At 35.7% G+C, this 23,293-nt stretch carries 24 protein-coding genes and 1 pseudogene; 22 read left to right on the top strand and 3 right to left on the bottom strand.

Annotation, left to right across the window (positions count from 1 at the left end; genetic code table 11):
- Positions 1 to 7: 7 nt before the first annotated feature.
- From CDIMF43_RS12410 to CDIMF43_RS12340, 15 genes are all read left to right on the top strand, one after another.
- Positions 8 to 352: an LPXTG cell wall anchor domain-containing protein gene (locus tag CDIMF43_RS12410; RefSeq protein WP_109842185.1), complete on the top strand. Its 345-nt coding sequence runs from the start codon at positions 8 to 10 to the stop codon at positions 350 to 352.
- A gap of 20 nt (positions 353 to 372) precedes the next feature.
- Entirely contained in the window at positions 373 to 1,137 is a 765-nt protein-coding gene (locus CDIMF43_RS12405; RefSeq protein ID WP_074401647.1) for a WxL domain-containing protein, read from the top strand.
- A 27-nt stretch (positions 1,138 to 1,164) separates the two neighbouring features.
- The gene (locus CDIMF43_RS12400) at positions 1,165 to 1,923 is read left to right on the top strand and encodes a WxL domain-containing protein (RefSeq protein ID WP_109842184.1); all 759 of its coding nucleotides are present in this window, start codon (positions 1,165 to 1,167) and stop codon (positions 1,921 to 1,923) included.
- A gap of 81 nt (positions 1,924 to 2,004) precedes the next feature.
- The gene (locus tag CDIMF43_RS12395) at positions 2,005 to 3,108 is read left to right on the top strand and encodes a DUF916 and DUF3324 domain-containing protein (protein WP_109842183.1); all 1,104 of its coding nucleotides are present in this window, start codon (positions 2,005 to 2,007) and stop codon (positions 3,106 to 3,108) included.
- Positions 3,109 to 3,129: 21 nt separating this feature from the next.
- Complete coding sequence (locus CDIMF43_RS12390; RefSeq protein ID WP_109842182.1) at positions 3,130 to 4,050, top strand: class A sortase; 921 nt, start codon at positions 3,130 to 3,132, stop codon at positions 4,048 to 4,050.
- Between the two features lie 19 nt (positions 4,051 to 4,069).
- Positions 4,070 to 5,581, top strand: a complete 1,512-nt coding sequence (locus CDIMF43_RS12385) for a helix-turn-helix domain-containing protein (protein ID WP_162532949.1) — start codon at positions 4,070 to 4,072, stop codon at positions 5,579 to 5,581.
- Positions 5,574 to 6,077, top strand: a complete 504-nt coding sequence (locus tag CDIMF43_RS12380) for a hypothetical protein (RefSeq protein WP_109842180.1) — start codon at positions 5,574 to 5,576, stop codon at positions 6,075 to 6,077. The genes CDIMF43_RS12385 and CDIMF43_RS12380 overlap by 8 nt, the downstream gene beginning before the upstream one ends.
- A gap of 15 nt (positions 6,078 to 6,092) precedes the next feature.
- Positions 6,093 to 6,335: a hypothetical protein gene (locus tag CDIMF43_RS12375; protein ID WP_109842179.1), complete on the top strand. Its 243-nt coding sequence runs from the start codon at positions 6,093 to 6,095 to the stop codon at positions 6,333 to 6,335.
- Complete coding sequence (locus tag CDIMF43_RS12370; protein ID WP_109842178.1) at positions 6,316 to 7,791, top strand: helix-turn-helix domain-containing protein; 1,476 nt, start codon at positions 6,316 to 6,318, stop codon at positions 7,789 to 7,791. The genes CDIMF43_RS12375 and CDIMF43_RS12370 overlap by 20 nt, the downstream gene beginning before the upstream one ends.
- A gap of 174 nt (positions 7,792 to 7,965) precedes the next feature.
- Positions 7,966 to 9,183 carry a DUF916 and DUF3324 domain-containing protein gene (locus tag CDIMF43_RS12365; RefSeq protein WP_233218326.1) on the top strand — a complete coding sequence of 406 codons (1,218 nt, stop codon included), beginning with the start codon at positions 7,966 to 7,968 and terminating at the stop codon, positions 9,181 to 9,183.
- Between the two features lie 105 nt (positions 9,184 to 9,288).
- Positions 9,289 to 10,638 carry a glutathione-disulfide reductase gene (gene gorA / locus CDIMF43_RS12360; RefSeq protein WP_109842177.1) on the top strand — a complete coding sequence of 450 codons (1,350 nt, stop codon included), beginning with the start codon at positions 9,289 to 9,291 and terminating at the stop codon, positions 10,636 to 10,638.
- Between the two features lie 328 nt (positions 10,639 to 10,966).
- Positions 10,967 to 11,431, top strand: a complete 465-nt coding sequence (locus CDIMF43_RS12355) for a MarR family winged helix-turn-helix transcriptional regulator (RefSeq protein ID WP_034568363.1) — start codon at positions 10,967 to 10,969, stop codon at positions 11,429 to 11,431.
- A complete protein-coding gene (locus CDIMF43_RS12350; RefSeq protein ID WP_109842176.1) occupies positions 11,412 to 12,353 on the top strand; it encodes an NADP-dependent oxidoreductase in 942 nt (313 codons plus the stop codon). The genes CDIMF43_RS12355 and CDIMF43_RS12350 overlap by 20 nt, the downstream gene beginning before the upstream one ends.
- 13 nt (positions 12,354 to 12,366) lie before the next feature.
- Positions 12,367 to 12,735, top strand: a complete 369-nt coding sequence (locus CDIMF43_RS12345; RefSeq protein ID WP_109842175.1) for a DUF1304 domain-containing protein — start codon at positions 12,367 to 12,369, stop codon at positions 12,733 to 12,735.
- Positions 12,736 to 12,799: 64 nt separating this feature from the next.
- Positions 12,800 to 13,117: a hypothetical protein gene (locus CDIMF43_RS12340; RefSeq protein WP_109842174.1), complete on the top strand. Its 318-nt coding sequence runs from the start codon at positions 12,800 to 12,802 to the stop codon at positions 13,115 to 13,117.
- Here CDIMF43_RS12340 and CDIMF43_RS12335 read toward each other — a convergent pair.
- Positions 13,110 to 13,598 (bottom strand): DUF6884 domain-containing protein, encoded by a 489-nt coding sequence (locus CDIMF43_RS12335; protein ID WP_233218325.1) that lies wholly within the window; start codon positions 13,596 to 13,598, stop codon positions 13,110 to 13,112. The two genes, CDIMF43_RS12340 and CDIMF43_RS12335, sit on opposite strands and share 8 nt — an antisense overlap.
- A 111-nt stretch (positions 13,599 to 13,709) precedes the next feature.
- On the opposite strand from CDIMF43_RS12335, the gene cls reads away from it, so the two are divergent.
- Positions 13,710 to 15,227 (top strand): cardiolipin synthase, encoded by a 1,518-nt coding sequence (gene cls / locus CDIMF43_RS12330; RefSeq protein WP_109842172.1) that lies wholly within the window; start codon positions 13,710 to 13,712, stop codon positions 15,225 to 15,227.
- 57 nt (positions 15,228 to 15,284) lie between these two features.
- Here the strand turns inward: cls and CDIMF43_RS12325 are convergent, their stop codons facing one another.
- Complete coding sequence (locus CDIMF43_RS12325; RefSeq protein WP_109842171.1) at positions 15,285 to 16,019, bottom strand: class I SAM-dependent methyltransferase; 735 nt, start codon at positions 16,017 to 16,019, stop codon at positions 15,285 to 15,287.
- Between the two features lie 103 nt (positions 16,020 to 16,122).
- Positions 16,123 to 16,392 (bottom strand): annotated as a pseudogene (locus CDIMF43_RS12320) (CD3324 family protein); the annotation flags it as partial.
- A gap of 309 nt (positions 16,393 to 16,701) precedes the next feature.
- Between CDIMF43_RS12320 and CDIMF43_RS12315 the strand changes: the two are divergent.
- From CDIMF43_RS12315 to CDIMF43_RS12290, 6 genes are all read left to right on the top strand, one after another.
- Complete coding sequence (locus CDIMF43_RS12315) at positions 16,702 to 17,715, top strand: LacI family DNA-binding transcriptional regulator (protein ID WP_074401668.1); 1,014 nt, start codon at positions 16,702 to 16,704, stop codon at positions 17,713 to 17,715.
- 135 nt (positions 17,716 to 17,850) lie between these two features.
- Entirely contained in the window at positions 17,851 to 19,155 is a 1,305-nt protein-coding gene (locus CDIMF43_RS12310; protein ID WP_109842170.1) for a pyrimidine-nucleoside phosphorylase, read from the top strand.
- A gap of 17 nt (positions 19,156 to 19,172) precedes the next feature.
- Positions 19,173 to 20,453 carry an NCS2 family permease gene (locus tag CDIMF43_RS12305; RefSeq protein ID WP_109842169.1) on the top strand — a complete coding sequence of 427 codons (1,281 nt, stop codon included), beginning with the start codon at positions 19,173 to 19,175 and terminating at the stop codon, positions 20,451 to 20,453.
- Between the two features lie 68 nt (positions 20,454 to 20,521).
- The gene (gene deoB / locus CDIMF43_RS12300) at positions 20,522 to 21,688 is read left to right on the top strand and encodes a phosphopentomutase (protein WP_034568379.1); all 1,167 of its coding nucleotides are present in this window, start codon (positions 20,522 to 20,524) and stop codon (positions 21,686 to 21,688) included.
- Between the two features lie 26 nt (positions 21,689 to 21,714).
- Positions 21,715 to 22,536, top strand: coding sequence for a purine-nucleoside phosphorylase (locus CDIMF43_RS12295; protein ID WP_109842168.1), 822 nt, complete (start codon positions 21,715 to 21,717; stop codon positions 22,534 to 22,536).
- A 202-nt stretch (positions 22,537 to 22,738) separates the two neighbouring features.
- Positions 22,739 to 23,269 (top strand): HdeD family acid-resistance protein, encoded by a 531-nt coding sequence (locus tag CDIMF43_RS12290; RefSeq protein WP_162532948.1) that lies wholly within the window; start codon positions 22,739 to 22,741, stop codon positions 23,267 to 23,269.
- Positions 23,270 to 23,293 lie beyond the last annotated feature (24 nt).

Raw genomic sequence — 23,293 nt, 5'->3', positions numbered from 1 at the left:
GAAAAAGATGAAAAAACATAGTTGCTTAATCGCAGTCATCCTAATTTTAACTTTTTCCATGGGGGATAAAAAAGTATCTGCAGCTGAAACAAATGCATATCAGTCTAATGGGGAAGTTGAATTTTATGGAGTTTATGAAGAACCAACAGAAGAAGACCCATTGGTTGACCCTACTTTGCCAAGTACAAATGGGCAAGGTAATGTACCAGTAAACAGTGGGGTGACCAACGGAGCTAAACTACCGCAAACAGGTGATCAATCACCAATCAGTTTTTTTGTTATCGGGGGAGTCATTTTATGTTGGAATGGATATTTGCTCTATCATCGATTTCAACTAAAAAATAAATTATAAAAAATTCGGGGGAAATAAAAATGAAATTAACTAAATTAATCACAACATCAGCAATTATCTTAACAGCACTAAGCACAGCATCAGTAGCGTTAGCAGCAGACGGCGGCGTATATGAATCAAACGGTTCGATTGAATTTGTGCCATTTGATGGCATTACACCACCAGTTGATCCAGAAAATCCAGACCCTAACAAACCGGTTCAACCAATCGATCCAACAAATCCAGATGAAACGCCAAATCCAGGAACAGCTGGACCGTTGAGTATTGATTACGCTTCTAGTTTAGATTTTGGAAAAAATAAAATTACAAACCGTGATGAAACTTATCATGCAAATGCAGTTAAATTAAGCGATGGTCGTTTTGTTTCAAACTATGTTCAAATTTCAGATAACCGCGGAAGCAATGCAGGTTGGTCATTGACAGTGAAACAAGAAGGTCAATTAAAAAATGAAACAGCGATGAACAAAGAATTGACAGGTTCAGTTATTAAATTGATAAGTCCAGTAGCAGCAAGTGTTTCAGAAGGAATCTTAGCACCTAAAGTAGAAACTATTACACTAGATCCAACGGGTGAAGCCTCAATGGTGATGAATGCAGCAGATGGAGCAGGTGCGGGTACTTGGGTTGACCGTTTCGGAACCGTTGAAGAAGTAACAGAAGGAACTGAAACCGTTCAAAAAAATAAAGCAATCACTTTAGAAATTCCAGGTAAAACACCAAAAGATGCAGTGAAATATACAACAAAATTAACGTGGACATTAACAGATACACCAACAAACAACTAAAAAAAGAGTATAGGGGAGAATTTAAAAATGAAAATGACAAAATTAATGGCAACAACAGCAGTATTAGCAAGCACACTTGTATTAGGAAACGTAGTAGCATCAGCAGAAGCAGGGACATTACCAGCAACATACGAAACAGATACAACAGTGAAATTTTCACCAAGTGATGAAATTACACCACCAGTCGATCCATTAGATCCAGAAAAACCAACAACACCAGTTGATCCAGAAGATCCAGATAAACCAATCAACCCAGGTACAAACGGACCTTTGAGTATCGATTTTGCGTCCCCATTATACTTTGGTGAAAACAAAATTGTTTCAAGCGATAAAGATTATTTCGCAGAAGCTCAACCTCTATCAGATGGAACAACACGTCCAAATTACGTTCAAGTAACAGACAACCGTGGAGGCGAACAAGGTTGGACTTTACAAGTAAAACAAAACGGGCAATTCAAATCAAAAACATCTAACCGTGAATTAACCGGTGCACAAATTTCATTTACAAATGGTCAAGTTGCAACAGCAACGGATTCAAAAGTACCTTCACTTATTGCAACTGAATTCACCTTAGTTGCCGACGGTACAGGGGCAGCACAAAATGTAATGACAGCAAAAGCTGGCGAAGGTGCTGGAACACATATTTATCGTTCAGGTGATGATGCCGCTAAAGCAACAAGTGTTAAATTAGCCGTTCCAGGTAAATTAACAAAGCTTGCTGAAACATATACAACAACATTAACGTACACATTAACAGATGTACCAGGCAACGACACACCAGAGTAAACACTTACACCATTTTAATGATGGAAAGCATCGACAGCTACTAGGTCGATGCTTTTCATACTATATTTTAAGGAGCTCACCATGAAAAAATTAGTTAAGATACTTAGTATAATCACACTTACCTTTAGTTTTATTGGATTTTATGCTAAAACAGCCCAAGGAGCAGAACTCAATTTTGCCGTAGAACCTGTTATTCCTGACAATCAAATCGATAAAACCAAGACATATTTTGATTTAAAAATGACACCTGGAAAAAATCAATTAGTAGAAATAAATTTAAGAAATGATACAGAAAAAGAGGTAATCGTAGAGCCGAAAGTAACAAGTGCAACCACTAACTTAAATGGAGTAGTGGAGTATGGTCCAACTAAAGAAAAACAAGATTCAACATTGAACTACCAATTGAGTGATTTAGTAGAAGTTGATAAATCAATTAAAATACCCGCTAAAAGTAGCGTTGTATTGCCACTAGCAGTGACGATGCCTGAAGAAGAATTTGACGGTATTTTAGCCGGTGGAATTACGCTACAAGAAAAACAAGAAACAAAAGAAAACGCAGCAAGTGATGACAAAGGTCTTTCTATTCAAAATAATTATGCTTATGTAGTGGCGATGGTTTTAAGTGTCAATGATAAAGCCGTAGATCCTTTATTAAAACTCAACAAAGTAGAGGCTGGACAAGTAAATGCACGAAATGTCATCAATGCCACCATTCAAAATACAACTCCAGTTTACGTTAATCAGTTATCAGTTCAATCCAAAATCATTTACAAAGGCAACACAAAAACCTTGTATCGTTCTTCAAAAGAAGCCATGCAGATGGCTCCTAATTCCCATTTTGCTTATCCCATTTCATTAGAAGGAAAAAAACTGGAAGCTGGCGAATACACACTAGAAATGACAGCAAAATCTAAAGACAATGTCTGGAAATGGAAAAAAGATTTTACGATTTCAGCAGAAGTTGCAAAAGAGCTCAATACAAAGGATGTCCAAATTAAAGACCCTTCTTATTGGCTGTACATCCTCATTGGTGTCATTCTATTAGCTATTGCCCTTCTTATTTTCATCCTATACAGACGTCGCAAGAAACAAAAAGAAGAAGCTGAAAGAAGAAAGAAAATGGCTCAAAAACGTAAAAAACGCCAAGCAATGGAAACTAGAAAAAGAAAAAACAAAAACGAGTAAACCTAAAGGAGTCAGTTGGAAATGAGTAGTCAAAAAAAGAAAAACCAGAAAATAAAAGACTATCTTCAACTTACTTCGATTGTTTTAGCAATTGGAATTGGCTTGTGTTTTATTTTGACACCATGGTTGAAAAATGAATTAATCGCAAGCAACTCCAACCGTTATCTCACTAAAGAATATAAGCCAAATGAATGGATTGCCAACACTAAAAAACCTGCGATCTTTGATTATGAAAGCATTCAGCCTCCCACAATCAAAGAGATTGCGGTTCAAGTAATAACCCCAAAACCGGACTTAATCATTGGTCAGTTGACGATTGAAAACTTAAATTTAAATTTACCAATTTTTAAAGGTATGACCAATCAAAATTTACTTTCTGGTGTGGGGACGATGAGTGAGCAACAAGAGATGGGCGTAGGAAACTATGCCTTAGCTGGGCATCATTTATATGACGAATCACTATTATTTGGTCCTCTTTTAAAAATAAAAGAAGGAATGCTCATTCAACTAACCAATCAAACAGAAGAGTATACCTATCAAGTCTTAAATACCAAACTGGTTCACGAGTCAGAACTATCAATTTTAGCGAATCAAGGAGATAATCGTTTAACTTTAGTTACATGTGATGTTCCTTTTCAAACAGATAAACGCTGGATTGTTACAGCTATTTTAGTCCATCAAGATCAAGGGATTAAAGATGAGAAAGGAACCACCTTATCAGAACCAGCCAAAGCCTATCAAAAAGTTGAAAAAAAGTTTCTAAATCAATCTAGGAAAAGCCAATTTAAATTAGTTGGTTGGCAGATCGTTCTGTGCCTAATCTTAATGCTAATCGTTACATTTAGCATTATTAAGCGATATAGAAACAACATTCGCAGAAATAAAAATAAGGAAGCAAATGGTAAGGTCAACCGTTTGATAGGAAAAATTAAAGTTAAATGAATTTATCGGAGGGATAATTTTGCAGAAATTTTTAGAAAAATCAGATAGCCGAAAAATTGAAGTAATAAATTTTTTAGAAGAAAGCTATTTGCAACAAGCTTCAATTTCGACAATTAGCAAAAATCTAAAAATATCAGAATTCATTCTAGTGAGAACTGTAAATGAATTGATTGAAGATATCGAAAAATATCAATTAAGCCATTATTTTACGCTCTCTAAAACAGACAAGGTGATTCTTTTAAAAAAGTCTGGGGCAGCTTCAATTAATTTACTTCTTTGGATTTATTTGAAGCAATCTCTATCCTTTGAGTTACTGGATGAAATTTTTAAAGGAACATTTGAAAACATCAATTACTATTCTGAAAAAAACTTTGTCAGTTACACCAAGATTTACAAACGGCTAATGGAGATTAAAAAAATACTGAATGAACACGACATTCGTCTCTCTTCGAAATTCAAATTAGCAGGCGATGAAATGAATATTCGCATGTTTTTTTATCAATTTTACGTGCCTGTTTTCAATCAAATAGAATTTCCCTTTGCAGATGAATTAAAGGCGGTTTCTCAAGAGTTAATTACTAATTTAGAAAAAATTGAGCAAAAATCGTTTTCCGAAGCGACAAAGACCAAATTGTCTTTTTTTATTGGGGTGATGTTTAATAGAATTGGGACAGATTGTTATTTGTTTAATGCTAGCAAAATAAAAGACAAAGAGCTTCCCAGAGAGCAGTATCATGAAGCCATCTATCTAACGATTATTGATTTTGTTAAAACCTATACGGGAATTGAACAACAAAACTTTTTAATTGCTGAGGCGAACTTTATTTTTGCTTTTTTAATTGGTGAAACGATTATTAAAGAGCAATCTACTGAAAAAAAAGCGATAAAAAAAATCTCATTTCAAACAGAAAAAAGTGAGTATCAGCTATTTTCTAATTTTTTAATGGAAGAACTTAGTCGTTACCTAGCCAAAGACATTCCAGACGATTTAAAAGAACAATTTTTACAGCAACTAGATTTTATTCACTTTAAAGTCTTTTATTTTGAGCGAATCAACACAGAGTTTACGAAAAATATGAATGTGGAATACATTAAGGAAAATTATTGGGACGCATATCATTTTTCAATTGAATTTTTAGAAAAAATTTCAAAGGAAAAAGGATACCGAAATATCGCGTTAAATAAAGAATTTTTGTTTTATCAATATCTATTTATTATTATCAACACCTTTCCACCAGCCTTTTTTATGAAACCGATTAAAATTTGTGTTGATTTTTCACTAGGTGTGAACTACAATCAAATGATTTTGACGAACTTGCAAACCTTTAGTTACTTGAATATTGAAGTTTCGGATACTTTAACTAGCGAGACCGATTTATTAATTTCAGACTATTACTTTAATGAAAAGCTAGTGAATTGTGAATATTTGGTTTGGAATATGCCTCCAACAGCATCTGATTGGGCAAATGTTGGAGAAGCGTTAATGAGAATTAAAAAAAGCAAAGAAACAGAGGGCATTGTAAATGGATAAATTCACGAAGTATTCATCTATCAAGAACTGGATTCTTTTTGGCAGTATTTTGTCATTAGGGTATTTAGTTCCTAATAAAATTGCCCAAGCAGAAGTTCAAGAGGACAGTTTAAATGAGGAACAAAATGTAGTTCGTCTACATCCTGTTGATCCATTAGATCCAAGTGTTGAAATTACACCAGTACCTCACCAACAAAAGAAACGGGAGGATGTCCTTGAACCAAAGCCAGAAGAAGGCAACGGAATTCAACCAAATCGAAGCGATATCTCATTGCCTAATGGGGACGTACCAGAACAAATTAAAGTTAAAAATGCACCTAAATACCCTGTGAAGCGATTTTGTTTGGTCGAAAATCAAGCGGTTATTTTAAATGCAAACGAAGACGACGAGGGAGACGGAGGAACGCCAGATGAGCCAAGTTACATTAGTCAAGTTTGCGCAGGTATTACAGGAAGAATGTTATTTGGAGTAAAACCCAAGTACGATGAAGAGTAGAAGGGAGAAGGCGTAATGAAAATTGAAGATCATTGGAAGGATAGCTTTATTTACTGTGTTCAATTTTTAACAGCAGAACAAATTGAACGAAAAATCACAAAATTTATTGTGTTGCCAAAGAAATATACCAGCCAAGAAATTGAATTGATGGTAGGGACCAAATTTAAAAATGTAAAAAAAACCCTATTTATTGATGAATTAGGAGACGGCTTATTACTAAAGGAGTTAGAGCGATACGATGGAACCTTTAATGGATAAAGTAATTGATCGGAAAATAAAGTTATTAAAACGTTTAAATTCAAACGAGGTTTTTTTTTCATTAGCCGAATTAGCTGAGTTTCTTGATTTGAGCGTAAAAACAACTATTTTAGAACTGACAGAAGCAAAAGAATATCTAGAGAAATGGCGGGATGAAATTCAATTAATCAAACAAAAAACGAACTATAAATTAATAAAAAAAAATACATTCAACATCGAAATCGTTTATTCAGATTTAAAAAAGAAATCTTTTTTCTATTTATTTTATACAACTCTTTTCTTTGAAAAGCACGAAAGCGCAACAGCATTTTCTAGAAATTATTTTTTTAGTTACAGTCATTTCTATAAGAAGAAAATGGCGTTAAGTCATTACTTAAAAAACTTTGATTTAAACTTTGAAAATGAGCCGTTAAAAATAATAGGGAAAGAAATCAAGATTCGCTTTTTTTCCTATCATTTTTTTTGGGAGCATTACGAAAGTATGAATTGGCCCTTTTTAAACATCAATCAATCACTTATTACACGACAGCTAAAAGAGGCAGAAGCACTTCTTAAAGTGGACTTAACGGAGCCTTCAAGAGAACAGATAGTGTATTGGATTGGCATTCAAAAGACCAGAATAGAAACGCAGCATATACTTCCAGAAATCGGTTTATTTCATGAGATAGCAGCAGCCAGTCCGAGTTATAAACGCTTAGTGCCGTGGCTTAAAAAAATAATAGCCACAACAACTAACGAATTAACCGAATATGAAAGAAAAAATGAGATGGAATTTTTATACTTTATTTTCTTTTTGATTGCCCAACCACAGGTGGGAGGAAGTCTAATTGAAGACATTCAAATAGAGCAATTACCCGATTCCAACTTATACAAGCAATCTCAAGGATATTTAAAACAGTTTTACCGTATTTTTCAAGTGACTTCATCAGAAGAAGTGCACCTAATGGAAGGGGCATTTTTCGAAGCGTTGTTTTATCACAATTATTTAAACGATCCATTTATTTCCTACTTGCAGTTTGATGAAAAGCTTCATACAGTACCTTCATTGTTTAAAGAAAAATTTCAAGCCTTTTATTTAGTTGGAAAAAGAACGAAAGCCTCAATAGATACACGGTTTTATCATTACATTCAGCAATTATTAAGCACCATTATTGAAAGCAATCATTATCGACCAAGATTATATGTGAACCTCATATCCAAAAAAGGAAAGATTGAAGAAAAATTGTTAATCCAAGAAATTAAAAAAATGCCGTACAATTTGGAAATTAATAAAAAAGCTCAAGAACTTAGCGATTGTATTATTAGCGATAGCATTGAAATTAAAGAAAACAATGGGAGCGTCTTTTACTGGAATAGTTCACCTACAAAAGCAGAATGGGAGAAATTGGCACAGCAACTACAACAAGTAGAAAAAAACAAAATTGACCAAATGTCATTTTTATTTAATAGCAAGTAAATTCATTTTATGAAAAATTAAAATGAGTTTGCTTGCTATTTTTTTTGTAAGGATAGAACTCTTTTTTTTCATTTTAACAAAAAAATGAGATTCGGGTTTTTATGAACCCGAATCTTTCCTCATTTAAAAATAAAATCAACGAAGCAAGAGGATACTTAAGGGAGCGATTAAAAAATGAAAAAATCAAACATTTTTTCTTTGATGACAGCAATGGCCATAGTCATGCTAATAGTTTTATCAAAACCTGTAGAAGCAGAAACAGGGATGCCAATATCTGTAAATGCCGTGTTACCAGAAAATCAGTTTAACAAGCAAGTTTCTTACTTCTATTTAAAAATGGAGCCAGGAGACGAACAAGAAATTGAATTAAAATTAGGAAACAGCTCTAATGAAGATCAAAAGGTTGAAGTAACCCTCACTCCTGCTATTACAAATGACAATGGCATTATTGCCTATCCAGACGATGTAAAAAAAGTGGATTCTTCATTAGTTCATCCCTTTACATCAATTGCAACCACAGACAAAGACGTGACCGTACCTGCGAACAGCGAAACATCTGTTAAAATAAAGTTAAAAATGCCAACGGAAGAATACGAAGGCATGATTGCAGGCGGCATTAACGTAAAATTAAAAGAAACAAAAGACGATGGTGAAAAGAAAAACGAGACAGGTATGAAAATAAAAAATGTCTTAACGTATAATATCGGTGTTGTTCTAGTTGAGAATGAAACCATAGTTGTGCCAGAAATGAAACTAAACAAGGTTTTTGCAGGACAAGTGATGGGAACAAATACCATCAAAACAAACCTATCAAATACAAAAGCGACCCCAATTGAAGAATTGGAAATAGCTGTGAAAATTTATACAGAAAAAGGCAAAGAGCCTTTATTTGAAGAACAAAAAAAAAATCTACGAATGGCGCCCAATTCAAATTTCAATTTCGGAGTGGGTCTGGGAAATCAAGCGTATAAAGCTGGAAACTATCGCATTGTAATCAACGCTAAATCTGATCCAGCAGACAAAAAATGGTCTTTTGAAAAAGAATTTACCATTGACCGAGAAACTGCAAAAAAACTAAATGCAACAGCAAGCGATCTTGAAAAAGACAATACGCTTTATTACATCATTGGTGGTAGCGTACTCCTTATCTTACTAATCGTACTCCTCTATTTCATTAAACGTTACAAAGCAAATCAAAAGAAGAAACGTGAACAAGAACGCAAACGTCGTAAGGCACACGCAGTCAGAAAACAAAAGGCAGCTAATGCAAATAGTCAAACTAGAAAAAAAAGACCTACAACATCCATTAGAAAAAATGAAAATTCACGTCAAACTAAATCAACTAGACCTAAATCAACTCATAAACCCAAGCAAAATCAAGAAAATGACTAACCGTCATTTTCTTTTTTTATATGAGTGTAGTTCAATCAATTTACATTTTGTAAGAGACTCTTTATACTAGAAGGTGAGCTAAAGACAATTTACGGAGGTTTTCAAATGACAAAAAAATACGATTATATCGCAATTGGCGGAGGAAGTGGCGGGATTGCTTCTATCAATCGAGCAGCAAGCTATGGCATGAAATGTGCCTTAATAGAACCAAAAGAATTAGGCGGAACCTGTGTAAATGTAGGGTGTGTTCCCAAAAAAGTAATGTGGCATGGCGCCCAATTAAACGAAGCCATGCACTTATATGCACCGGACTACGGATTTTCAGTAGATGTAACCGAATTTAATTTTCAAAAATTAGTTGACAGTCGTGAAAGCTACATTGACCGTATTCATCAATCCTATCAAAGAGGCTTAGATAATAACAAGGTTGACCTTATCAAAGGGTATGCAACCTTTATTGATGAGAAAACGATTGAAGTGAACGGCGAACAATTAACAGCCGATCATATTTTAATTGCAACAGGTGGAAAACCGACAATCCCATCAATTCCAGGAGCGGAATACGGCATTGATTCTAATGGATTTTTTGCACTACGCTCGTTGCCAAAAAAAGTAGCAGTGATTGGTGCGGGTTACATCGCAGTTGAATTAGCCGGAGTATTAAATGGACTAGGTTCTGAAACGCATCTCTTCGTTCGTAAAGAAACCCCACTTAGAAACTTTGATCCACTAGTGGTAGAAGGGCTAGTGGAAGCAATGAAACAAGATGGGCCAACGCTACACACGAACGCGATTCCAAAATCTGTGGAAAAAAATGCAGATGCTACTTTGACCATCACTTTTGAAAATGGAACAAAAGAAACGGTGGATACCTTAATCTGGGCCATTGGACGGACACCCGTAACCGAAACCTTGAAATTAGAACATACATCTGTTGAAGTGAATGAAAAAGGCTACATTAAAGTCGACGATTATCAAAATACAACCGTCAAAGGTATTTATGCAGTTGGAGACATTACAGGTCGCGTTGAGTTGACTCCTGTAGCTGTAGCAGCTGGACGTCGTTTATCTGAGCGCTTATTTAATAACAAGCCAGATGAACACCTTGACTATCACAACATCCCAACGGTAGTATTTAGCCACCCACCTATTGGAACTGTAGGCTTAACAGAACCAGAAGCAAGGGCACAATTTGGTGACGAGGTTAAAATTTATCAATCTTCTTTTACCTCAATGTATACAGCAGTCACAAGTCATCGTCAATTATGTCGAATGAAACTAGTTTGTGTTGGGAAAGAAGAAAAAGTAGTCGGGCTCCACGGTATTGGATATGGTGTGGATGAAATGATTCAAGGATTCGCAGTAGCAATTAAGATGGGGGCTACAAAAGCTGACTTTGATAATACTGTCGCAATTCATCCGACTGGATCAGAAGAATTTGTAACAATGCGCTAAAAAAATGTAGAAAATCTGAAACTAATCGTAAAACTCCAAAACACCTCTCGTTGAATTCATGTAAAATGAAGGAAAACGGAGGTGTTTTCTATTTTTGTGCACACTGTGGAAAAGCTGTGGATAAAAAAAGTTGAAAAAAAGGGATTTAACTAAAAAAATAGTTAGTTATGCACATGCCTGTGCATAACTATTGTGTATAACTCTATTTTTCCACAAACTCTTTTTTTAACCTGATTTTTTCTATTTTGAAAGCAAATATTTTGTATAATGAATCCAAATAGAGTATCATAGTTGATGGGTCAAGTATTGAAGTCGAAGGGAGTAGCTAATGACAGAAAACTGCAGTCACAAGTCCTTATTATTTTACAGAATGAACACTGTATACAAAGAAATGAACGTTCATTTTGAAGAAGAAACAGGCATTAGCTTCACGAAGCTAGAGATTTTATTTTTTATTTACGGCACACCAAATCTTTGTCAGCAAGACATTCAAAAAAAATTAGCTATTGATGCAGCGAGTGTTACGAGACATTTAAAAAAATTAGAAACAGATCAATTCATTCAACGAGTAGTCGATCCTACTAACAAACGCTTCCGACGAATATCCTTAACAGAAAAAGGTCGAAAAGAACTAAAAACGATGATTACAGAAAAAGATAAGTACGAAGCGCAACTGTTTGCCAATATTTCTGAGGATGAATTAGAGCAGCTGTGGATAACCTTAAATAAACTATCAATAAACAGCGTTAAAATAACTAAGGAGGATGATAAAAATGAAAGCAGTCGTAATTGAAAACTATGGTGGAAAAGATCAACTAAAAGAAATGGAAGTGCCAATGCCAAAACCAACAGCACATCAAGTGATTGTTAAAGAAATGGCAACGTCAATTAATCCAATTGATTGGAAATTACGTGAAGGGTATTTGCAACAAATGATGGATTGGGAATTTCCGATTATCTTAGGTTGGGACGTTGCGGGGGTTATCAGTGAAGTGGGAAGCGACGTAACCGATTGGAAAGTAGGCGACAAGGTATTTGCTCGTCCAGAGACAACTCGTTTTGGGACGTATGCAGAATATACAGCAGTAGACGATCATTTAGTAGCAAAAATCCCAGAAAATGTGACCTTTGAAGAAGCTGGTGCAGTGCCATTAGCAGGCTTAACAGCGTGGCAAGCATTGTTTGATTATGGCGATTTAAAAGCAGGTGAAACCGTGTTGATTCATGCTGGAGCCGGTGGCGTTGGAACCTATGCCATTCAATTAGCCAAAAATAAAGGTGCAAAAGTCATTACAACTGCCAGCGAAAAAAATAAAGCGTTACTTTTAAGTTTAGGCGCCGATCAAGTCATCGATTATCATACTGAAAATTTTGTGGATATCTTAAAAGACGTGGATGTTGTTTTTGACACAATGGGTGGCGACATTCAAAAAAATAGCTTCAAAGTTTTAAAACCCCATACAGGTCGAATGGTTTCAATCGTTGGAGAAACCGATCCTGCTTTAAGCAAAGAACACGACGTTGCTTTTCATAATATTTGGTTAAAACCAGATGGGAAACAATTGGCTCAAATTGCTGATTTGATGGAAGCTGGAAAAGTGAAGTCCGTTATTGGTGCGACATTCTTATTTTCACAACAAGGCATTTACGATGCCCATGCATTAAGTGAAACGCATCATGCAGTTGGAAAAATCGTTATTAAATTTGAACAATAAAAGGGGAATTTGAATGGAAATCGTTGCATTTATTTTAGTGTTACTTGTAGCAGTAGAACATTTTTATATTTTAGGATTGGAAATGTTTTTTTCAACAAGTAAGACGGCTCAGAAAACATTTGGTTTAGATGAAGCATTTTTAAAACAAGAAAGTGTTAAAACCCTGATGGCCAATCAAGGCTTGTATAATGGTTTTTTAGCAGCAGGATTACTCTGGGGATTATTCTTTGCGAATCCAGTTAGCGCTTTTAGTATTCAGTTATTCTTTTTAAGTTGTGTGATTGTGGCAGCTGTTTATGGATATTTTACAGCCAGCAAGCAAATTTTATTAAAGCAAGGCTTACCAGCCATTTTAGCATTAATTGCTGTTTTAATGGTATAATGAGAAAACGATTAGCATTTTGTATGAATGCTAATCGTTTTTTTATTATAAAGGAGGAGATAAAATGACGAAACGTATTGGAATAGAATTGATTTTATTGATTGGATTGCCTTTATTAATAGCTGAACTTCTTTTGCTGTTTTTTCAGTTTCCTTTTTTAGTAAGCAGCGCTGTAGGGTATTTTATTTTATTACTCTTTCATTTGCCAGCTAATAGTCCATTGTCTGCTAGTGCTGATTTTGAAACAAAGAAAGTGAATCCACATTTTAAAGCAAGTTTGCCTACGGATTCAACGATGAAACTAATGGATATGCTGAAATTTGTAATGCTGATTGTATTGTTGATTGGTTGTTTATATTTTTATGTTGAGCAAATTAGATAATAATTATTTTCCTGCTAGGTAATGGCTTCTTTTTAGCAACAGCTATTTTTAAGTGTTGCTGCATTACACCAATTCCACCAAGTGAATCGAGTGGAAATAAAAGGGTCGTACCTGAAGGCAGAATTTGACTGAGTAAAGGTTGAAATTTTTTTCCACCTAAGACCGTGATTGTTGTCTCGGAAACAGCAAGTTCCCGCCATTGCTTTTGAAGACTTTCTAGTTGTATCGTTTCGGCTGTGATTCCTTTTAAGGTAAAGCGCGTATCGTAAGTGTGTGGAATCACAGTAGTGGGTCTTAAAAAACCATAATAAGGAGAAACTATGAGATAATGCGGATCAAATTCTAATGCATAGGCTTTAGCTAACCGGTGAAAAGTTCCTGTATAGGCAAATTGACTTTCAACGGCACCAATTTCTGTTTCTTTGTCCCAAATCTTGGGTTTGCCAGAAGGAATAATCATCATCGTAAAAACTCCTTTCATAAAGATACTTAAACAAGCTGAATAGAAAATTCAGTCGATAGAAACTTCTTTTTTTAGGATTATCCAGTATAATAAAGCATAACATAAGCCACAATAAAAAAAGGAGATTCTATGAAAAAAACAATTCAATTATGTGTGATTGCCGGGTTAATAGCTCTAGTAGGCTATTATCTGATTATCTTGTCAAGCAGTCTTTTTATTAGTGCCGGCTTAATCACCGAACTTATTGGCATTTATATAGCATTGCGACTGTTACTAGTTGATAGCCGAAGTACCAATTCTAAAGTTGCTTGGATTGCCATCATCTTCATTCTTCCCATTTTTGGTGTTATTTGTTATTTTTTCTTTGGAAGAAATCCACAAAATCGACTATTTACAACAGCTCAAAAAAAAGAGCGAGAAAAATTGATTCAGCGAATTCATCATTTATCAGATCAATTAGAAGAACTAACTGTACCAAAAACCTCTCAACGAATCGAATCCTTAACTGGCATTAAAGCCTTAAATGGCAATCGTTTAACCCTATTAACTGACGGTGATGAAACCTTTTCAGCAATAAAAAAAGCAATCAAACAAGCAAAACACCATATTCATATTCAATATTATATTTACAAAAGTGATGAGCTAGGTACTGAACTACGAGATTTGTTAATTCAAAAAGCTAGAGAAGGTGTGGAAGTTCGATTCCTTTATGATGGATTTGGTTCCAAAAAGTTAAACACAGCTTTTCTTACTCCGATGAAACAGGCAGGAATTGAGTTTTATGCCTATGATCCGATTTTTTCAATTTGGATTTCACGAACAGCCAACCTTAGAAACCATCGTAAAATTATTGTCATTGACGGTCAAATTGGTTTTACAGGCGGTTTAAATGTCGGCAATGAGTATTTAGGGAAAGTAGATCGATTCAAATTTTGGCGTGATACTCATTTGATGATCGAGGGCAATAGTGTGATTGAGCTTCAGGAAGCGTTTCTTTATGACTGGGTTTATATGGAAAATCGTAAAGAAGCTGCTAATCCATTTATTAAAGCCGAAGGGATTCAACATTATTTCCAACCCAAAGCGGTGGGAAACGAGTGGGTACAAGTGGTCTATGGAGGACCTTACGATCAAGAAAAATTGGTTCGAGATGCCATGCTTGATATGATTGATTCTGCAGACGAATCTGTGTGGATAACGTCGCCTTATTTAGTTCCTGACGACGAATCATTAGCTGTGTTAAGAAGAACAGCGATGAGTGGCATTGATGTTAAAATTTTACTACCAGGAAAGGCAGATATGGCCTTGTCTTTTCATGGAAGCAACGCCTACATTGAGACTCTTTTAGAAGCGGGAGCAGAAGTTTATTCCTATCGAGATGATTCCTTTATTCATGGAAAAATGCTCCTGATAGATGGCAAACGTGGCGCCATTGGAACAGCGAATTTTGATATTCGAAGCTTTCGGTTAAATCACGAGATGATGTCGTTTATTTATGAAACGTCACCAGCTCTTGATAAAATGAAAGCCAACTACATTGAAGATATTGAAAATAGTTATTTAAACAACCTTGAAGCGATGAAACAACGTTCGCTAATCCAAAAATTAAAAGAACAATTGGCCAGTCTTTTTACACCGATTTTATAATTACCAAAAAAGTCACTCAACAAACGTTTCGTTTTTGAATGACTTTTTTTGGTAGTTTTATTTTTTTCTAGCTGAAACTAATAGCATCATCGGTCTTCTAAGCTCGTCTTGCATCTCTGGAATAGTCGCCAATAATTCAGGCGCAGGTTCAGGCTCAACAATTGACGTAATGTCGAATCCATTTTTTAACAGGCTGTTCAAATAGGTTGTCAGCGTTTTGTGGTACTTTGTCACTTCCTCGCCTAAGAAATGACTCACCCGCTTGCCTTCGATAAAATAGCGATCTACTGGCCAATGAAGAATTTCACCCGCATCATTTGTATACCAATCCTGTGTACCATAAGCTGTAAAAACAGGATGTTCCACTGAGAAAACAAAGGTTCCATCAGGTTTTAACGTGTGATTGATTTTTTTACAAATCGCATCAAAATCTGCTAAATAATGAAAAGCGAGTGAGCTGATTACGCAATCAAAAGTTGCTTTTGGATAATCGTAATCTTCAATTGCTTGATGGAGATAATGAATTTTAGGAGAATCGGTTTTCTTTTTAGCCTCGGCTAACATATTTTCAGATAAATCAATTCCTATCACATCGCTAGCACCATGTTCTACAGCATAAATACAATGCCAGCCAAAGCCACAGCCTAAATCAAGAACATGTTTGTCTTTAAAGTCAGGCAGCATTTTTTCTAATTCATGCCATTCCCCAGCGCCAGCTAACCCCTCTTTTGAACGGTTCATTTGACGATACTGTTGGAAAAAAGCGGCTTGATCGTATTTGTTTTCTTTCATTTTTATTCCTCTTTTCTTCATAAAAATAACTTTCTTTCAATAAGTGTATCAAATAATAATTTAAAGTAAAAAGAAAAGACGATACCGAAACGAAAAATCCACTTTAGTTCTCAAAAGAAGTTAAAATCTTACGAATACTCGATTCAGATAAAAAGAATTGCTTTGCCAGCTTTTTAATAGAAGTCCCAGCTAGAAAAGCAGTGTAAATCTGCTGATTTCGCTTCATTAACAAGGACTTACTTCCAGTTTTAGCTCCCCAAGGTTGACGTTTATTTTTAACTGGAATATAAAGATAATCCCCTGTAATATATTGTTGAATCTCATTAATAAGTTCTTTTGGCAACACTTTTGTTGCATTGATATAGTTCATCGTTTGCTCCTTTAAATTGACATTTAGGAAGCAAAGTCAACGACTTAATTTTTAAAGCTACACAAAGCAATTGACTTTGCATAGCCAACAGCTCTTCGTTTATTCATACTCAAGCTTAAAAGGCTCATACTTTCCAACTCCTATCCATTTGTACATATCGGAAACTACCTCAAGAATAAGCCAATAAATCCCATTTGTCTAGGAATCATTTTTTAAATAACACATGAAGAATATTCTAAATCAAAAGACTTGTGCTATAATAAATGTAAACCGTTACATAACCGGTTCCATCAATGGAGGTTAAACTAAAAAATGAAGATGACAATTAAAGATGTTGCTCGTTTAGCAGGTGTTTCGATTACAACGGTATCACAAATTTTAAATAAAAAAGGCGACCGCTTTAGCCCAGAAACGCGTCAAAAAGTCTTGGCGGTTGTGAAGGAACTTGATTACAAAGCAGATTATTTTGCCCAGAATATGGTGAGCAAGCAAACAAAGACCATTGGGATGGTAGTTCCAGATATCACCGATCTCTTTTTTTCAAAAGTCATTGAAGGAGTAGAAAAACATTTAAATGAACTTGGTTTTATGATTATTCTATGTAATTCCAATCACAGCTCTGAAAAAGAAAATCTTTATATAGAAGAGTTACTCCATCGATCAGTCGAAGGCATCATTCTAGCAAGTCCAAATCCCATTCATTTGCCAAAGTTAAAAAACGAAGACGGCAGCAATAAAATCCCTCATATTCTAATTGACCGCGGCATTAATAAACGTGACGAAGGGCAATTGATTACGAATGAATTTCAAGGAGCCTACGAGGCTGTTGAACATTTAGTGAATTTAGGTCATCGTGAAATCGGAATGTTAAGCAATGAAACCAGTTTTTATGAAATTACCGATCGTTTTTACGGATATAAAAAATGTTTAGAAGATTATCAGATTCCTTTTCAAGAGGAATGGATTGTCAGTAAGAATTTAACAATTAAAGGCGGGTACGAAGGGGCGCAACAACTCTTGCAACAAAATATTACCGCTCTTTTTTGTGGAAATGACCAAATGGCAATTGGCGCGTATCGTGCAATTAATGAAGCCGGAAAACAAATTCCAAAGGACATTTCAGTAATTGGCTACGATGGCTTGGAAATTACCGATTATTTAGTCCCATCCTTAACGACAGTCGCGCAACCGATTTTTGAAATTGGCTATTTTGCGGCTAAATTCTTAGTCGATCACATCAACAACCCAAAAGAGAAGGTACCAAACAAGTATTTTGATACCCAGCTGGTTCTTAAAAATAGCACCAAAAAACTTGATTCTTTTTAAATTAAATGCTAGTATCAACTTGTTAGCGTTTTCCTTTTTTTGAAAGGAGAACTTAAGAAGATAAGATATTAGCTTTTAGTCAGTTAAGTAAAACGTTTTACTTATTTCTAAATATACTTAAAGGAGATTAAAAAAATGAGAATGGTAGACATTATTGAGAAAAAAAGAGACGGACAAGAACTTACAAAAGCAGAGATAAACTTCGTCATTACAGGTTACACAAATGGCACAGTACCAGATTATCAAATGAGCGCTCTGGCAATGGCGATTTATTTTAAAGACATGACGAACCAAGAAATTACTGATTTAACAATGGCAATGGTAGAATCTGGTGAACAGATTGATTTATCCGCTATTCATGGCATCAAAGTAGACAAACATTCAACTGGTGGCGTTGGGGATACAACGACTCTTGTATTAGCACCTTTAGTAGCTGCTGTTGGGGTTCCTGTTGCCAAAATGTCAGGTCGTGGTTTAGGACACACAGGAGGTACGATTGATAAATTAGAGGCAATCAAAGGCTTCAATGTTGAAATTTCAAATGATGAATTTATTCAATTAGTCAACCGCGATCAAGTTGCTGTTGTCGGACAATCTGGTGACCTAGCACCGGCAGATAAAAAATTATACGGATTAAGAGATGTGACTGGAACCGTTGATTCAATCGCCTTGATTGCGAGTTCAATTATGAGTAAAAAAATTGCAGCAGGAGCCGATGCCATCGTTTTAGATGTTACTACTGGAGACGGTGCATTTATGAAAAATGAAAAAGATGCGGAACGCCTTGCAAAAACAATGGTTCAAATTGGAAAATTAGCAAATCGTCAAACAATGGCGATCATTTCAGATATGTCTCAACCATTAGGGCTAGCAATCGGAAATTCCCTTGAAGTCAAAGAAGCGATTGATGCGTTAAAAGGCGAAGGTCCAGCCGATTTAATGGAAATGGTTTATGTATTAGGAAGCCAGATGGTTGTTCTTGCTAAAAAAGCAGACACATTAGAAGCAGCTCGTGAACTTTTAAAAGAAGCTATTCAATCTGGAGCTGCAACCACTAAGTTTAAAGAAATGATTCGCAATCAAGGCGGCGATGAGTCAATTGTAGATCACCCAGAAAACTTGCCACAAGCAGAATTTGTGATTGAATTACCTGCCAAAGAAAGTGGCTATGTTTCAGAAATGGTAGCCGATCAATTAGGGATTGCCGCAATGCTTTTAGGCGCAGGTCGTCGAACAAAAGAAGACACCATTGATTATTCAGTCGGCTTAATGTTGCATAAAAAAGTTGGTGATTCTGTTACTGCAGGAGAACCATTGGTGACGGTTTATGCGAATAGTCAAACAATCGATGATGTGAAAACCAAAATTTATGAGAACATTTTTATTACAAAAGAAAAAGTTGCAGAACCAACTTTGATTCATCAAATCATAACAGAATAAGTTGAGTGAGGGACGCTATGAATTTATTTAAGTTAAAAGAAAAAAAGACGACCGCTAAAACGGAGATTATTGCAGGGCTGACTTCCTTTTTCGCTATTTCCTATATCGTAATCGTCAATTCGGTTATTTTAAAGGATGCTGGAATACCTGCTGAACTAAGTGTTTTTGCCACAATCTTTATCTCGGCAATTGGGTGTTACTTGATGGGGATTTTTGCAAATGCACCGATTATTTTAACCCCCGGTATGGGAGTGAATGCTTTTTTCACGTATACGTTAGTAGGAACTTTGGGCTTGCGTTGGCAAGAAGCAATCGGCGTGATGATGGTTTCCAGTTTGATCTATTGTGTGATTGCTTTTTCAAAAGCCAGCGATGTCTTGTCGCGAGCAGTGCCAGATACGTTGAAGCACGGTATTACTTGCGGAATCGGGTTATTTCTAGTCATGATTGGTTTAGAAAAAGGTCAATTGATTGTAGCTGGCGATAAAAGTTTAGTGGCATTGGGAGACTTAGCTAATCCACATGCAATGTTAGCTATTTTTGGCTTAATTTTAACCTTGATACTTGTGATTCGCAAGGTACAAGGTGGGATGTTTATTGGTATTTTAGCAACGACGATTTTAGGGGTACTTTTTAAAATCCAAGATGCTGGTGAAGGCAGTTTTTCCTTGATGAATATTGTTGATTATCCTTCAATTATGGGACAAGGCGATTTCTCTGGGCTATTCTCCTTAAAATTTATAATGGGTGTCTTTTCGTTAACGATGATTCTAGTCTTTGAATCAATGGGATTGCTTCAAGGTTTAATGGAAGAAGCGAGTACCGTGGATTTTAAGAAAGCTTTTAGAATGAGTGCAGTGACAACTTTCCTATCAGGTATCTTTGGCACAAGCCCAACCATTGCAGCAGCGGAAAGTGCTTCTGGTATTGAAGAAGGTGGTAAAACAGGCTTAACAACGATTGTTTCAGGAACTCTCTTTTTAGCAACCCTCTTTTTCATTCCGTTGTTGTCGTATGTACCACAAGCAGCGATTGCCCCAGTAATTTTAATTACAGGCGCATTAATGATGAAGAATTTACAACACATTCAATTTGACGATTTTACAGAGTGGTTTCCAGCCTTCTTGATTGTCGTATTAATTCCATTAACATCAAGCATTGCAGATGGGATGGCAGCTGGATTTGTCTTTTACCCAATCGTAAAATTGGTAAGCGGAAAAAAATCAGAGATTCATCCAATTCTTTATGGAATTTCAGCGTTATTTTTAATGTATTTAGTTTTAAATGCACTAATTTAAAAGCGTGCAATTTAGTGATGACGTGGTAAAATAAAGTGAGTGAATAAAATACGAAGGGATTGATGAAAATGTTTAAACGTGTACATTTAGTCGTGATGGATTCAGTTGGAATTGGGGAAGCACCAGACGCAGAAGCTTTTGGAGATAAAGGCAGCGATACATTAGGGCACATTGCTGATATCGCAGGCTTAGATATTCCAAATCTAGAAAAATTAGGGTTAGGAAACATTCGTCCATTAAAAGGCGTAAAAGAAGTCAAAGAAAATCTTGGCTATTACACAAAATTAGAAGAAATTTCTGTTGGAAAAGATACAATGACAGGCCATTGGGAAATTATGGGCTTAGATATCAAAACGCCTTTTAGAGTCTTTCCAAATGGTTTTCCACAAGATTTATTAGATAAAATCGAAGCTTTTTCAGGTCGTAAAGTGGTTTGTAATAAACCTTATAGCGGAACGGCTGTCATTGACGATTTTGGGCCACAACAAATGGAAACTGGAGATTTAATTGTTTATACATCCGCTGACCCAGTGTTACAAATTGCAGCCCATGAAGACATTATTCCATTAGAAGAGCTATACAAAATTTGTCAGTATGTTCGTGACATTACATTAGACGATCCCTACATGATTGGCCGCATTATTGCGCGTCCATTTGTTGGAACACCAGGTAATTTCCAAAGAACAAGCAATCGACATGACTATGCCTTAAGTCCATTTGGCGAAACCGTCTTGGAACAATTGAAAGAAACCGGTAAAGACGTGATTGCCATTGGTAAAATCAACGATATTTTTAATGGCGTTGGAATGACCGAAATGGTTCGTACAAAGAGCAACATGGATGGCGTGGATCAATTGCTAACCATCATGAACAAAGAATTTACGGGATTAAGCTTCTTAAACTTAGTTGATTTTGACGCACTATTTGGTCATCGCCGCGATGTTGAAGGGTATGCCAAAGCGATTGAAGAGTTCGACGGTCGTTTGCCAGAAATTTTAGCAGCGATGGAAGAAGATGATTTATTATTGATTACAGCAGATCACGGAAATGACCCAAGCTTCCCAGGAACAGACCATACGAGAGAATATGTTCCACTATTAGCTTATTCACCAAAAATGACAGGACATGGTGCGTTGAAACAAGGTCATTATGCTGATATTTCGAAAACCGTTGCTGAAAACTTTGGCGTTAAAGGAACAGAAAACGGCGTAAGTTTCTTATCTGATTTAAAATAGAACAACATAAAGGGGACAACTACAAAATGACAAAAACGTTGCAAGCTAAAATTGATGAGGCAGTAGCATTTATTCAAGAAGCAGGAGTAGCTAAAGTTGAAGTCGGGCTGATTTTAGGTTCTGGCTTAGGCGAATTAGGTGATGAAGTGGAACAAGCAATTGCTATTCCTTACGATAATATCCCTAATTTCCCAGTTTCAACAGTTGAAGGACACAAAGGCCAGTTGGTTTATGGCACATTAGGTGGTAAAAAAGTCTTAGCAATGCAAGGACGCTTCCACTATTATGAAGGCTATTCGCTAGAAACCGTTACTTTCCCAGTTCGCGTAATGAAAGCATTAGGCGTTGAAACCGTAATTGTTACCAATGCAGCGGGTGGTTTAAATGAAACCTTTGAACCGGGTGAATTAATGTTGATAACCGATCACATCAATTTCACAGGTGTAAATCCATTAATTGGACCAAATGATGCAACAATGGGACCTCGTTTTACAGATATGAGTGAAGGCTACGACCGTAAATACCAACAAATCGTTCGCGATGTTGCTAAAAAAATGGACTTGAATTTAAAAGAAGGTGTGTATATGGGCTTTACGGGTCCAACATACGAAACGCCTGCTGAAATTCGCTTTGCACGCGTAATTGGTGCAGATGCAGTCGGCATGTCGACGGTTCCAGAAGTAATTGTAGCGCGCCACGGCGGAATGAAAGTGATTGGAATTTCTTGTATCACTAATTTAGCTGCAGGGATGCAAGCAACGTTGAATCATGAAGAAGTTGTTGAAACGACACAGCGAGTAAAAGAATCCTTCAAAGGATTGGTAAAAAATATTTTAGCTGAAATTTAACAATTAGATTCGCTTCCATGCTTTTAATGATTTCAAATTTCGTTATTTTAAAACAAATAAATAAAGCTAACGAATTAGTAGAAAGCGTACTGGTTCGTTAGCTTTTTTTTATTGCTATTATAGATTGTTTTTTTCAAGTGCAATCATTTGAAGGGGAATTTGATGTCTGCTATCATAAAATTAGAAGAAGGAGATGTTACGAATGAAAAATCAACGTACAATGATTAAATGGAGTGAAATTATTGTTGGGATTATTTTTCTCATTGCAGCCTATTTCGCATTCATTAGTCCAGTAGCAACATTAGTAAGTTTCGCTATTTTATTTGGATTAGCTGCTATTTTTAGAGGGATTATTGCTATTATTGGCTATTCAGATTTAAAGAAAGTCACCGGACAAAATGCAACCCTAGCTTTAGTGATTGGGCTTTTAGAAATTATTGTCGGAATTGTTTTCCTCTTTAATATGGGACTAGCAGTTTCAGTATTAGCGTATACCTTTGCCTTTTGGTTTATTATTGATTCCGTATCTGGATTGTTAAATGTAAACCGTACAAGAGCTATAGGAAATGGCGCTTATTGGTTTAGCTTTATTATTAATTTATTAGGTGTTGTGATTGGGATTAGCTTACTATTTAATCCAATTACGGCTGGTTTAACGCTATCATTCCTAGTTGGTTTTTATTTCCTACTATTTGGGATTGAAAGTATTGTATTAGGTATTATGAAAAAATAAGTTGCTAAAACCCCGTTAAATCAA

This window comes from Carnobacterium divergens, from assembly GCF_900258435.1.
Classification (GTDB): Bacteria; Bacillota; Bacilli; order Lactobacillales; family Carnobacteriaceae; genus Carnobacterium; species Carnobacterium divergens_A.
Note: the sequence above shows the minus strand (reverse complement) of the source record. Positions and strands in the feature narration are given on the sequence as shown.

Bases quoted from the DNA above. Each gene is read 5' to 3' on its own strand.
- CDIMF43_RS12410 (WP_109842185.1), top strand. From the start codon at position 8: ATGAAAAAACATAGTTGCTTAATCGCAGTCATCCTAATTTTAACTTTT.
- CDIMF43_RS12405 (WP_074401647.1), top strand. From the start codon at position 373: ATGAAATTAACTAAATTAATCACAACATCAGCAATTATCTTAACAGCA.
- CDIMF43_RS12400 (WP_109842184.1), top strand. From the start codon at position 1,165: ATGAAAATGACAAAATTAATGGCAACAACAGCAGTATTAGCAAGCACA.
- CDIMF43_RS12395 (WP_109842183.1), top strand. From the start codon at position 2,005: ATGAAAAAATTAGTTAAGATACTTAGTATAATCACACTTACCTTTAGT.
- CDIMF43_RS12390 (WP_109842182.1), top strand. From the start codon at position 3,130: ATGAGTAGTCAAAAAAAGAAAAACCAGAAAATAAAAGACTATCTTCAA.
- CDIMF43_RS12380 (WP_109842180.1), top strand. From the start codon at position 5,574: ATGGATAAATTCACGAAGTATTCATCTATCAAGAACTGGATTCTTTTT.
- CDIMF43_RS12375 (WP_109842179.1), top strand. From the start codon at position 6,093: ATGAAAATTGAAGATCATTGGAAGGATAGCTTTATTTACTGTGTTCAA.
- CDIMF43_RS12370 (WP_109842178.1), top strand. From the start codon at position 6,316: ATGGAACCTTTAATGGATAAAGTAATTGATCGGAAAATAAAGTTATTA.
- CDIMF43_RS12365 (WP_233218326.1), top strand. From the start codon at position 7,966: ATGAAAAAATCAAACATTTTTTCTTTGATGACAGCAATGGCCATAGTC.
- gorA (WP_109842177.1), top strand. From the start codon at position 9,289: ATGACAAAAAAATACGATTATATCGCAATTGGCGGAGGAAGTGGCGGG.
- CDIMF43_RS12355 (WP_034568363.1), top strand. From the start codon at position 10,967: ATGACAGAAAACTGCAGTCACAAGTCCTTATTATTTTACAGAATGAAC.
- CDIMF43_RS12350 (WP_109842176.1), top strand. From the start codon at position 11,412: ATGAAAGCAGTCGTAATTGAAAACTATGGTGGAAAAGATCAACTAAAA.
- CDIMF43_RS12345 (WP_109842175.1), top strand. From the start codon at position 12,367: ATGGAAATCGTTGCATTTATTTTAGTGTTACTTGTAGCAGTAGAACAT.
- CDIMF43_RS12340 (WP_109842174.1), top strand. From the start codon at position 12,800: ATGACGAAACGTATTGGAATAGAATTGATTTTATTGATTGGATTGCCT.
- CDIMF43_RS12335 (WP_233218325.1), bottom strand. From the start codon at position 13,598: ATGAAAGGAGTTTTTACGATGATGATTATTCCTTCTGGCAAACCCAAG.
- cls (WP_109842172.1), top strand. From the start codon at position 13,710: ATGAAAAAAACAATTCAATTATGTGTGATTGCCGGGTTAATAGCTCTA.
- CDIMF43_RS12325 (WP_109842171.1), bottom strand. From the start codon at position 16,019: ATGAAAGAAAACAAATACGATCAAGCCGCTTTTTTCCAACAGTATCGT.
- CDIMF43_RS12315 (WP_074401668.1), top strand. From the start codon at position 16,702: ATGAAGATGACAATTAAAGATGTTGCTCGTTTAGCAGGTGTTTCGATT.
- CDIMF43_RS12310 (WP_109842170.1), top strand. From the start codon at position 17,851: ATGAGAATGGTAGACATTATTGAGAAAAAAAGAGACGGACAAGAACTT.
- CDIMF43_RS12305 (WP_109842169.1), top strand. From the start codon at position 19,173: ATGAATTTATTTAAGTTAAAAGAAAAAAAGACGACCGCTAAAACGGAG.
- deoB (WP_034568379.1), top strand. From the start codon at position 20,522: ATGTTTAAACGTGTACATTTAGTCGTGATGGATTCAGTTGGAATTGGG.
- CDIMF43_RS12295 (WP_109842168.1), top strand. From the start codon at position 21,715: ATGACAAAAACGTTGCAAGCTAAAATTGATGAGGCAGTAGCATTTATT.
- CDIMF43_RS12290 (WP_162532948.1), top strand. From the start codon at position 22,739: ATGAAAAATCAACGTACAATGATTAAATGGAGTGAAATTATTGTTGGG.